The 11,852-nt window shown below is 38.0% G+C and carries 11 protein-coding genes; 6 read left to right on the top strand and 5 right to left on the bottom strand.

The window, feature by feature from the left end:
- Window positions 1–3 precede the first annotated feature (3 nt).
- From tssE to CQZ96_RS13865, 5 genes are all read right to left on the bottom strand, one after another.
- Window positions 4–477 carry a type VI secretion system baseplate subunit TssE gene (tssE, locus tag CQZ96_RS13885; protein ID WP_004723556.1) on the bottom strand — a complete coding sequence of 158 codons (474 nt, stop codon included), beginning with the start codon at window positions 475–477 and terminating at the stop codon, window positions 4–6.
- A gap of 63 nt (window positions 478–540) precedes the next feature.
- Window positions 541–1,044: an Hcp family type VI secretion system effector gene (locus CQZ96_RS13880; RefSeq protein WP_004723558.1), complete on the bottom strand. Its 504-nt coding sequence runs from the start codon at window positions 1,042–1,044 to the stop codon at window positions 541–543.
- Between the two features lie 46 nt (window positions 1,045–1,090).
- Window positions 1,091–2,572, bottom strand: a complete 1,482-nt coding sequence (gene tssC, locus CQZ96_RS13875; RefSeq protein WP_004823591.1) for a type VI secretion system contractile sheath large subunit — start codon at window positions 2,570–2,572, stop codon at window positions 1,091–1,093.
- On the bottom strand, window positions 2,565–3,074 hold the full coding sequence (gene tssB / locus CQZ96_RS13870; RefSeq protein WP_004723560.1) for a type VI secretion system contractile sheath small subunit: 510 nt from the start codon (window positions 3,072–3,074) through the stop codon (window positions 2,565–2,567). The genes tssC and tssB overlap by 8 nt, the downstream gene beginning before the upstream one ends.
- A gap of 29 nt (window positions 3,075–3,103) precedes the next feature.
- The gene (locus CQZ96_RS13865) at window positions 3,104–3,748 is read right to left on the bottom strand and encodes a hypothetical protein (RefSeq protein ID WP_004723561.1); all 645 of its coding nucleotides are present in this window, start codon (window positions 3,746–3,748) and stop codon (window positions 3,104–3,106) included.
- 365 nt (window positions 3,749–4,113) lie between these two features.
- Here CQZ96_RS13865 and tssH point away from each other — a divergent pair, with 365 nt between their 5' ends.
- From tssH to CQZ96_RS13835, 6 genes are read left to right on the top strand one after another with little or no spacing between them, the layout of a single operon-like run.
- Complete coding sequence (gene tssH / locus CQZ96_RS13860) at window positions 4,114–6,786, top strand: type VI secretion system ATPase TssH (RefSeq protein WP_105714160.1); 2,673 nt, start codon at window positions 4,114–4,116, stop codon at window positions 6,784–6,786.
- A 19-nt stretch (window positions 6,787–6,805) separates the two neighbouring features.
- Window positions 6,806–7,909 (top strand): type VI secretion system protein TssA, encoded by a 1,104-nt coding sequence (tssA, locus tag CQZ96_RS13855; protein ID WP_004723563.1) that lies wholly within the window; start codon window positions 6,806–6,808, stop codon window positions 7,907–7,909.
- 6 nt (window positions 7,910–7,915) lie between these two features.
- Window positions 7,916–9,280, top strand: a complete 1,365-nt coding sequence (gene tssK / locus CQZ96_RS13850; RefSeq protein ID WP_105714159.1) for a type VI secretion system baseplate subunit TssK — start codon at window positions 7,916–7,918, stop codon at window positions 9,278–9,280.
- A 14-nt stretch (window positions 9,281–9,294) separates the two neighbouring features.
- Complete coding sequence (icmH, locus tag CQZ96_RS13845) at window positions 9,295–10,095, top strand: type IVB secretion system protein IcmH/DotU (RefSeq protein WP_004723567.1); 801 nt, start codon at window positions 9,295–9,297, stop codon at window positions 10,093–10,095.
- An 11-nt stretch (window positions 10,096–10,106) separates the two neighbouring features.
- Window positions 10,107–10,703 carry a hypothetical protein gene (locus CQZ96_RS13840; protein ID WP_105714158.1) on the top strand — a complete coding sequence of 199 codons (597 nt, stop codon included), beginning with the start codon at window positions 10,107–10,109 and terminating at the stop codon, window positions 10,701–10,703.
- Window positions 10,700–11,683 (top strand): M15 family metallopeptidase, encoded by a 984-nt coding sequence (locus CQZ96_RS13835; RefSeq protein WP_004723569.1) that lies wholly within the window; start codon window positions 10,700–10,702, stop codon window positions 11,681–11,683. Before CQZ96_RS13840 ends, CQZ96_RS13835 begins: the two co-directional genes overlap by 4 nt.
- The last annotated feature ends 169 nt before the right edge of the window (window positions 11,684–11,852 follow it).

Below are 11,852 nucleotides of genomic sequence, written 5' to 3'. Positions count from 1 at the left end.
ATTTTAAGATCTGGCAGAAATCACATATTGCTGTGTTGTTGGCTTAAGTAAGGCATCAAAAATTACAGGTTCATAAAGTGGATGGATATTTAAATAAGCTTGAATGCTTAGGCATAACGAACCAACATTTTGGTCATCTAACTGCATTTCTACTTTAATTTGTTTTAAGCGTGGTTCATGTGCAGCAATCGATTGTTCTATGGACTGGCAGATAGTATCTCGATCGGTTGGATTCGCTGTGGAAAGCCCAACAAAATCAATAATGCCAAATTGTACAATAGACTTTTTCACTAAAGGAAAATCATCGATTTCCAAATCTAGCTTGGCAATTCGTGTATTTAATAAATCTTCTAAATCATGAGCAACAGACTCTCTTAACTCATGAATCGAAAGCCCTTTAATATAATCATCTTCAACAATTAAACGATCAAATAGTGTAGATCGAAATCCATATGGGTATAGTTGATCTAAATTCATAATGTATATTCTAATAATATGAAACAGATAGGGACCCGAGTCCCTATCTGTTCCAACAAACAATTAAGCAGCGTAAGATGCTGTATTGTTAGAAAGAGACCATTTCTTAGTAACGGCACCTTTAGCAGAACCGTTAATATCTTGTTGATTATAAGTCCACTCAACCGCAGCATATTTAAGACCAAATGCTTCAGTTGGAACACCTTCTTCATTTACCGTAGGCGTTACACTTGAAACAAGTACATGCTTAAGTTTGATTTGAAGGTACTTAATACGTTTGTCACCATTTGCACGGTAGAAGTCAATTTGAACTTCATCAAATGTATAACCCGCAGAACAAGCTTCCCAAAGTTTTGGACTAGTTGCATCCAAATCTTTAACAAAAAGCATATCTGAGTGTTCTACACGTTCAGCAGTATGACCACCAACGCTTGAAGAAGTCGCAGATTTCGGCTGACGAATATTATGAGACCAAGAATTAACTTCTAGCCAATTTTTGTGCTCAGAATCACGTGACTCGCCATCAACCTTGTACTTACCTTGGAATTGAACGTATATATCTTTCATTGGATTACCCTTATTTTTTAAAGTTATTATTTAGCCACGCTCTATTTTAATTCGAGGACTGAGGTAACTCAGTGACAAGTCGCAAAGAAACCGACAACTCATCTAGCTGGAAATGCGGTCTTAAGAAGACCACAGACTTGTAGTGCCCTGGCTCTGCAGGATTCTCTACAACTTTTACAGAAGCTTCACGCAATGGATACTGCGCTTTAGCTTCTTGTGAAGCACCATCATCAAGCAATACGTATTGTGATAGCCATTCATTTAAAAATGCTTCTACATTACCCGCTGAAGCAAAGCTTCCGACTTTATCTCGCATCATTGCTTTTAAATAATGTGCAATTCGTGAAACTGCCATGATGTATTGGATCTGGCTCGATAATGATGAGTTCGCATTTGCCGTATCACTGTCATACTTCTTCGGTTTTTGCGTAGACTGTGCACCAAAAAATGCTGCGTAATCTGTATTTTTACAATGAACAAGTGGAATAAAACCTAAGTCACTCAACTCTTTCTCACGACGGTCAGTGATCGCAATTTCAGTTGGGCACTTAAATACAACTTCACCATCATTGGTTTTGAAAGTATGTACTGGTAAGCCTTCGACCATACCACCACCTTCAACTCCGCGAATCGCAGCACACCAACCATGGAGGTCAAATGCATTGGTCAAACGAGTACCAAACGCATAAGCTGCATTCATCCACAAATATTCATCATGGTTTTGCCCTGAAACTTCTTCCACAAAGTTAAAGCCTTCAGTCGCCCAACCTTCTTTTGGATCATAAGGCAAACGGCCTAAAACGCGTGGCATTGTCAACGCAACATAACGAGCGTCATCGCTTTCACGGAAAGAACGCCACTGTACATATTCTGCTGTTTCAAATACTTTTGAAACGTCACGAGGACGATCAATATCTGTAAATGATTCAAGGCCTAACATATTACTGCTTGCTGCCGAAATAAACGGAGCATGTGCCGCTGCTGCAACATGTGAAATCTGTTCTAACAGATACATGTCTGAAGGAGTACGGTCAAACTCAAAGTCACCGATCAATGTCGCATAAGGTGCGCCACCGAATGAACCGTATTCTTCTTCATAAACTTTTTTAAATAAGGTACTTTGATCGAAATCTGTCGCGCCTTGGAAATCTTTAACCAATTCTTTTTTCGTTGTGTTTAACATACGAATTTTGATCAATGGATTTGAAGGTGACTCCTGACAGAAGTAATACAAACCACGCCAAGTCGATTCAATTTTTTGAAACTGCTCATTGTGCATGATTTTACTGAGCTGCTTTGAAATCAACGCATCTATTTCAGCAATACGCTTATCAATCGATAAAGACATATTTTCTGAAACAGTGATTGTTCCTGCCATCACTTCTTTGGCTAATTCACCAATCAAGCTTTTCGCACGGTCATGCTCTTCATCATTACGTGCAATGCGGCTACGCTCCACAATAGAATCAAGTAAACTTACTTCTTCTACGGCTGCATCTTGCACAGTATTGGTTTGTAAATTACTCATTTTCAGGACCCGCCTCAGCGCTTAATTTACGAATCTGATCAGTATTCTGTAAGACTTCATCAAGTAAATCTTCCAAACGCTCACTATTTGAAATCTTGTTTCTCAAATCCGTTAAGCGTTCACGAGCTTCAACTAATTTTCTCAATGGTTCTACTTGTTGTACCACTTGTTCTGGTCTGAAATCTTCCATCGATTTAAAGGTTAAGTCGACCGACATACGCCCACCCTCTTCAGTCAGCGTATTTTCAACTTGATATGCGGCACGAGGAGACAACGACTCCATCACTTCATCAATGTTTTCTAAGTCGACATTAATGAATTTTTTATCTTTTAATTTAGTTTTTTCTAACTCAGAAGCAGCAGAAAAGTCACCTAAAACACCTACAACAAAAGGTAACTCTTTAATTTCTTTACCATCACCGACTTCAACATCATAAGTCAGTTGAACACGTGGTGGTCGGATTCGCTGTAATTTCTTCTGTACACTTTCACGTTTTGACATTTTTGTTATCCATTAATTTGGGCAATAAATTATGTTGGGAAGTTCGGTCTTGGTGCTGATGACGTAGACTTCGGTTTCGCTGGCGTCGCAGTAGGCTTTGTCGCTGGTTTTGCAGCAGGCGTTGAGCGTGTTGGTGTAGCACGGTTCTTCTGAGGGCGACTTACCTTCTGTGGACGAGCACGCTCTACAACTGGGGCACTTTCCTGATTTTTTTCAACCAAAACTGCTGCTGGCATTGCTTGTCTAACTGCGTCAGTAAAACTTTTCGCAACAGGATAGGTTTTATCCTCAGTCAAATATCTCATTTCACGTGTGCGCATTTTATTCAATGCGTCAGAAGCTAAGCCAATTCCTGCAAGGAATTTGACATCCGTTAATTCATTGCTTTGGATGTTTTGCGTTTCTAAATAATTGACAATTTGGATGGCTTTATCATTTTTTCCAATTTGCTGAAACTTCTCTGCCGCTGAGACCAACAGTTTGTTTTTATTGTCTTTATTTTTCTTATCACACAATTGTGAATAGACCGCCAACAACTCAGGATTGGTTTCTCCCTCGACCATTGGGTAATCTTTTATACAGGATCTTTTTAGTTTGATTTCATCATCCGCGTAGACAAATGTAGTCGCCAATGATGCGCCAAGAACTAAAATATATGGAATAAAATTCTTCAAAATCCAACCTCAATATTTACTTGATTCAGTTATTCAATAGATTTACTTTTGATGTTTTATAAATATGTATAATTAAGCAATTTCGTTAAAGACTTAAAAATAAGACTAAAAAAACGTACCCTCGTCAAGTTAAATTTCGTATCAATATTTTAACCGTTTGATAAAAATGACTTTTTTAATTGGTTGCATAATATACATAATATCCTGTCTTCACAAAAGTTTTTTTTTATGTAAAATATTTCCAGTGATTTTTAAAAAATTATTAAATATTTGATTTCAATATACTAATTTTAATGCCAAATTTATAGGCTAGAAAATTTAGAATTTATTTGCCTAGAAATAAAGTTTTTTGAGAGAGACAGAAAATGACAGATCTAAAAGTTTTGATTAAAAAGTTATCAGCATCTTCACGTACATCTTTAGAACAATCCGCCAACTTATGTGTAAACCATCAAAATTTTGAAATCGAAATCGAACATTTTTTTGTCAAATTATTAGAACAACAATCCAATGATCTTGAAATTCTACTTAATAAATACAAAATTTCAAAAGATGCACTTTTAACGGATTTATTAGAGTGTATTTCTCAACTTCCTAAAGGAAATACCCGTACACCTATTTTTTCCAAATCAATTGTTAGACTTCTTGAACAAGCTTGGTTACTTGCTTCGGCTGAACCAGACCCAGTGATCCGAAGCGGTCATTTATTGATTGCACTTTTAACAGCATCTGATCTTTACCAAATTGCTATTCGAGCATCGAGCTTATTTGATCTGTTTCCAATCGATACGATGAAGCATAAATTTTTGGAAATTTGTGTAAACAGCGCCGAAAATATTCCAACAAATTCTCAAGAACAAGAAGCTGAACTTAAGAATCAGCCAACAGACAATTCCGCTTCGAGCAAAAAGACACCTGCATTAGATCAGTTCACCATTAATTTGACTGAAAAAGCCCAAAAAGGTGGGATTGATCCAGTCATTGGTCGTGAATATGAAATCCGTTTAATGCTTGATATCTTGATGCGTCGTCGTCAAAACAACCCTATTTTAACGGGTGAACCTGGTGTGGGAAAAACGGCTGTTGTAGAAGGTCTGGCATTAAAAATTTCACAGAACCAAGTGCCCGATGCGTTAAAAAATGTCCAATTACACTCTTTGGATATGGGCCTGTTACAAGCGGGTGCAAGTGTTAAAGGTGAGTTTGAAAACCGCTTAAAACAAGTGATTCAAGAAGTACAACAGTCTTCTCATCCAATTATTTTGTTTATTGATGAAGCTCACACCATGATTGGTGCGGGCGGCCAAGCTGGGCAAAATGATGCTGCGAACTTATTAAAACCTGCACTTGCGCGCGGTGAATTACGCACAATTGCAGCAACAACTTGGGCTGAATACAAACAATATTTTGAAAAAGATGCTGCTTTAAGTCGTCGTTTCCAAGTGGTCAAAGTAGAAGAACCGACTGAAGAAGTCGCGATCGATATGCTACGTGCCATGATTCCAGTGATGGCCAATCACTTTAATTTACGCATTGATGATGAAGCGATTATCACCGCTGTTCATTCTTCACATCGTTATATTAGTGGCCGCCAACTCCCGGATAAAGCCATTAGTGTGCTTGACACCGCTGCGGCTCGTGTTGCGCTAACCCAAAATGCTCAACCGGTCAAACTTGATCAACTTAAAGCACAACAACATAATTTAAATCTTGAATTCAATATTATTGAAAATGAACACCGTCACCAGCCAATTCATGAAGAACGTTTAGCTCAATTAACATCATCATTGGAATTGCTTGATCAAGAAATTCAGCAAACAGAACAACAATGGCAAGCCGAATTGGCATTGATTCAAAAAATCCAAGCATTAGAAACTGCTGAACAGGCTGATTCCAACAAAGATGAGATTCTCAGTACACGTAAGCAGCTATCTGAGCTACAAGGTCAGCAACCATTGGTCTTTGAACGTGTAAATGCCCAAATTATTAATGAAATTATTTCAGACTGGACGGGTATTCCTGTTGGTAAAATGGTCAATGATGAAATTAAGCAAATTCTCAGTCTGGAAGAAAAACTTGAAAAACGTGTGATGGGACAAGATTATGCCCTACATCAGTTGGTTCAAGGTATTAAAACATCAAAAGCACGTTTAGAAGACCCAAATAAACCACAAGGTGTTTTCATGCTTGTCGGTCCAAGTGGTGTGGGTAAAACAGAAACTGCCTTAGCACTTGCCAATGAACTTTATGGTGGTGAGTCACATTTAATCACCATCAATATGTCTGAATACCAAGAGGCGCATACGGTTTCTTCGCTTAAAGGTGCGCCTCCAGGATATGTCGGGTATGGTCAAGGCGGTGTTTTGACTGAAGCCGTTCGACGTAATCCGTATAGCGTTGTGTTATTAGACGAGATTGAAAAAGCACACAGCGATGTCCAAGAACTGTTCTACCAAGTTTTTGACAAAGGTACGCTCGAAGATGGTGAAGGTCGTGTGATTGATTTTAAAAACACCACGATATTACTGACGTCAAACACGGGCTCAAATGCCATCATGCAGGCATGCTTAAATCAACCTGTCGAAGAATGGCCAAGTGCTGAAGAGCTGACTGAACAACTCAAACCAAGCTTATACAAACAATTTAAGCCAGCATTCTTAGGCCGTATGCGAATTGTCCCTTACTTCCCATTACATGATGATCTATTAGTCAGAATTATTGAGCATAAACTAGGAAAAATTACAGCACGACTCGAAAAGCAGTATGAAACCAAAGTGACATATAGCGATGATTTAATCGAATTAATTCTAAGTCGTTGTACTGAAGTTGATAGTGGCGCACGTAATGTTGATAACATTTTAAATGCCTCAGTGTTACCTGCTTTGGCCACTGAAATATTGGTGGCTTTGGCTGAACAAAAAATACCAAAAGTCATTCATATTGATACTAAAGATGATGAAATCATTTACCTATTAGATCCACAAGCGAAGCCAGCAAAGAAAAAGTCGAGCAAAAAATCAAAAGTTGTGGAAGCTTAAATATATACGAGTATAGAAAATGGATATAAATTTAGACGTCTTATTAGAACCTATTTCTGATGCTCATCCGTGTGGAGAAGATTTATCTTTTTCCAATGAGTTTCACGAAATCAAAAAAGCACGTACCCATGATGATCCTTTATTAGACCAAGGTGATTGGATTTCTGAGCCAAAGCAAGCCGACTGGTCATTTGTTGCAGAAAAATCAATCCAATTACTCACGCAAAAAACCAAAGATATTCGTTTATTAACCTGGCTTACAGAAGCTTGGACAAACCTCTATGGCTTTGAAGGCTTAATCAAAGGACTGGAACTGAGTCACCGTGTTTTAGAACAGTTCTGGTTAAAGATTCATCCTGAAATTGAAGATGACGACTTAGATCAACGCTTAGGCTTACTGCAAGGTTTTACCACCCAATTACCGAGCTTGGTAAAGAATGTTCCGCTCATCAACATTCAACCATTTTATTCACTTGCCCAATACGAAAAATTCTTACATTTACAGAATAATCGTCGTAAGCAAGCCGAAGATTCTGACAGTGTAGAAGCGTCCTTAGAATTAGATCAATTCAATCAAGCGCTATTCAATACCTCACGGACTTTTCAGTATCAAAATTATCAGCAATTTCAAGAAATTTTGCAGCATTGGAATATTATCAAACAAACATTAGATGCATTAATGGAGCTGGAAGCACCAAGTTTTGCGAGTATCGATTCACAGTTTGAAAATATTCAAATGAACCTGAAAAAAATCTATAAAGCAGACTCATTTGGAAACAACACCAATACAGCTGCAGTTGAAGATACCCCAGCTCAAATGACAATGCCAGTAACAGAAACAACGCATTCAGCTCCAATTCCACAAGCGCAAACATTTCAACCTCAACCACAAAGCCATTTACAAAACCGTGAACAGGCAATGCGGGTTTTACAAGAGATTGCCGATTACTTTCAAACCAATGAGCCGCATAGTCCTGTGAGTTATATGCTGCAAAAAACAATTAAATGGAGCCAAATGCCTTTACATGAATGGTTAACTCAAGTCATTAAAAATGATAATCCCCTTGATTCTATTCAAGAATTATTGGGCGTAAACCAAAATAATGAATCTTCTGAATGGTAATCATCTATGTTTAAAGCAGAAAAAGTTCTTTGGGGTGAAGGTTTATTTTTAAGACCACAACACTTCCAATTACAAGATACGTATCAAGAACAACGACTTAACCACACCATTCGTTCAACGATTCCTTATCCTTATGGAATTAAAAATCTTCGATTTGACGAAACACAACTGGGCACACATGTGCTTGCTTTAGAGCAAATCGATATGATTTGGCAGGATGGTGAAATTTACCAAGCGCCGGCCAAAGATCTGTTACCACAACCAATTTTATTGGATGAACTGAACTTGCGTGGGGAAATGTTAATCTACTTAACATTGCCTATTTTACAACCGAATAAAAAGAACATCTCTGATGAACAGGATAAACAACCTGCTCGCTACCATTCATATTTGAATGAAACTCACGATCTTTTTACTGATGCATCCCCTGCTGAAATTACATTTCTTCGACGCCGAACTGAATTTAAACTTTTTGATGTTCAAGCAGATCCAAATCAAGATTTAGATGGTTTTTTATATCTTGCTATCGGAAAAATTCGACGTCATAGTTCAGGGAATTTTGAGATTGATTCAAAATATATCCCACCAATTTTACATATTCAGTCAAATGAAACCTTATTGGCAAATTTGAAGCGAACATTGAACGTTGTTCGTGCCAAAATTAAAATGATTCAAACCAATAACCGTGAAAATGAACAAAAGCTCATTGAATTTAGATCGGGTGATATTGTTTCATTCTGGTTGGTCAATGCACTGAATACTGCTCATGCGACCTTGAATCATCTGTTACAAAATCCGCAGATTCACCCTGAAAAACTATTTTTTGAACTTCTGCGTTTAACTGGTTCATTGCTGACATTCTCGACCGCATATGAAGTTGAACATTTGCCACAATATCAACATCATAACTTGCAAGATAGCTTTAGTCAGCTTGATAAAATTCTACGCGAATTGCTCGATACGATTATTTCAAGTCGTTATATCAGTATTGCGCTAAAAGAAATTCGCCCATCATATTGGGTCGGAAGCTTAGAAACAGATAAAATCACTAAAGAATCAAGACTTTATATCGCTGTTTCTAGTAGCATGATGCAAACCCATGAACTGATTCAAATTGTCCCACTGCGTTTCAAAGTCGGGAATACTGTCGATGTTGAACAACGTGTTGTTGCGGCACTTCCTGCAATCCCAATTCATCATTTAGTCCAAATTCCAACTGCTATCCCGGTGCGTTCTGGTGTGAATTATTTTGAAATTGAACCACATCATGAAATGTATCAACGTATGCTTGATTCTGAGACCATCTGTATTTATGTCCCTGCAGGTTTCCAAGATATCAGTATTGAATTAATTGCAGTGATGAATGGTTAAGCGAGGAGTATGTCATGAGCCAGAATAATATTGCCCCCTCACTGTTTGATGATGGACAAATCGGTGGAGGTTCTTTACCGCAACAATCCAAAATCACACAAGCAACCAATTTAGTCGACCTTCTACATGACGGATTTTATATTGTTTTCTTATTGAAAAATCAGTATGTGCCAGAAAATGCAAACGGCTTTAAAGACAAAATTTTAGACTTGTTGAATCGTTTTGAACATCAAGCAAAAAAACTGCAGTTTTCTCCTGAAGATATCCATGATGCAAAATATGCATATTGTGCCCTAATTGATGAAACCATTGTTACTCAACAAGATCCATCATTCTTTAACCTGCAAAATCATTGGTTAATCAGTCCACTTCAATTAACTTTATTTGGTTCACAACTTGCAGGTTATCGATTCTTTGAGTTTCTCGAACTGATTCGTGCTCGTGGTAAAGAAAGATTGGCTTCACTCGAAGTTTTTCATTATTGCTTATTGCTTGGTTTCCAAGGTAAGTATCGTATTGAATCGATTGAAAGTTTAAATCATCTTGTGGCACGAGTCGGTGATGAAATCGATTATTTAAAAGGCAAAAAGACTGCCTTTTCTCCTTTTGCGGCTTTACCAGATCAAATCAAAAATATTATTCATAAAGAATTACCCTTTGTTTGGATTTTAATTTTCCTGTTGTTATTTGCTGTACTGGCTTTCGCTGGCCTAAAATTCATGTTGAATAAGACGGAAAATGCTTCTATTGCGAAATTTAATAATGTGATTTCTGCACCTGCTGAACAAGCACATATCACTATTCAATTGCCTTGACAGGTTGAATTATGACACAAGAAAAACAAACATCTATTCGTATATTACAAAGTAAACCCGCTAAAAAAACATTGGGGAAATCATTTGTTTTTCTACTTGGTTTAATTGCTGGGATGGTTATTTCTGCTATTTTCTTTTTTGTTTTTATCAATATGAACCCAACAGAAAGTGCCAGTACCAATACAGATTCGGTTGCAACACAAGAACCTGAGCTACGTGACGTGCATGCTGAAGAAGCAGCAACCAATCATCATGATGAAAATGCTGGTGCATATAAGCAGCATATCAATGAAAAAGATTTCAATCAGATTTTTAAACATGAAAATAAGGTTGCCGCTCAGAAAAACCCAAATCCGAATGCCTCTCCGTTTGAACAAATGCTAAAACCAGAGGCGAAACCAGCAGTGCCACCGCCAGCTGCAACCAGACCACAAGCGGCAATAACCGCAAAACCAGTACCAAAAGCGAAAGTAGAAGCAAAGCCAGAAGCTGCTGCTAAACCTACTGAAAAAGAAGCCGCACCTAAAAAAGAGGAAGCGCAAGAAGCTTCCCCTGAAGGTACAGTGAAAATGACGATAGACCGTAAAGTCATAGAAAACAAACCATGATTTTGTTTGTTGTCATTTGCTTTATCTTTTTGGTGCTTGGTCTAACTTTTCTGATGTCTTATGAAATTAGACATAAAACCTTAGACTACCTTAAAGCACTTTTACCGCAAGGTAAGAGAAAGCTGGCTTCTGCAAAGCACTTTGCAGAACAAATGAATCAAGCAGCCTCAGCCAATCAGACCCAAACCCATTGGCATTTACAGCAATGGTGGATTTTGATTGCGGGTTTCTTTTTACTTTCCAGCATTCTTGTTTTTGCATTTACACGACCAATTGATCCGACAAAGGTTGAAGCAGAATATTTAAGAAAAACTGACCCACAAATTTATGCACTATTAAATGGTGAAGTTTTAACCCCTCCTCCTGCAGTGGATGAAAGCTTAATTGATGCTGCGATTGTTCAAGCACAAATATTGGAAAGAGACAACCCTGTTCCAAATCATCAATTCCCGAGTGTAAATCCATCAGCTATTGATAATGAAGGGGTTGGAGATCAACGTAGCAGCTTCGATACAGCAATGGTTGACCGTAAATGGGACAAAATGCACCCAAGTTATAAGCAGCGTTTACTGATGGTCTTTAAAATCATGAAAGAGCGCCATGGTTATGAAATGGTGCTTTTAGAAGGTTATCGTAGTCCAGAGCGTCAAACTCGTTTATCTGGCAATACAGCCACGACTTTAGCCAAAGCCTATCAAAGCTATCATCAGTTTGGTTTAGCTGCCGATGTTGCCTTTAAACGAGATGGTAAAGTTGTTATTTCTGAACGAGATCCTTGGGCATGGAAAGGCTATCAATTATATGGGGTTGTTGCTGAATCTGTAGGTTTAACATGGGGTGGACGTTGGACACGCATTCATGACTATGGTCATACTGAGTTCCGTATGCCAGGACTGCGTAAAAATCGTGAATCTGCTGAACGCTTGATTGCTGAAGCACAAGGCAAAGGGCTTATGGCAAATAATATTGATGTAAATTAATTGCCATGTTGTCTTTGTAGGAAAATGCTTACAGCAATCACAGCGATTGTCATCTATACGATCACAGCCTAGTCTTATATTCTGTAGTTATAGGGAACAGGAAGTTTCCCAGACATAAAACAACAATAAAGCGTCTGAGCATCAGGAACGTGAGATTCGACAGGAGTCA

Source organism: Acinetobacter sp. MYb10, from assembly GCF_002980175.2.
Classification (GTDB): Bacteria; Pseudomonadota; Gammaproteobacteria; order Pseudomonadales; family Moraxellaceae; genus Acinetobacter; species Acinetobacter guillouiae.
This window is presented reverse-complemented; position numbering and strand designations above follow the sequence as displayed.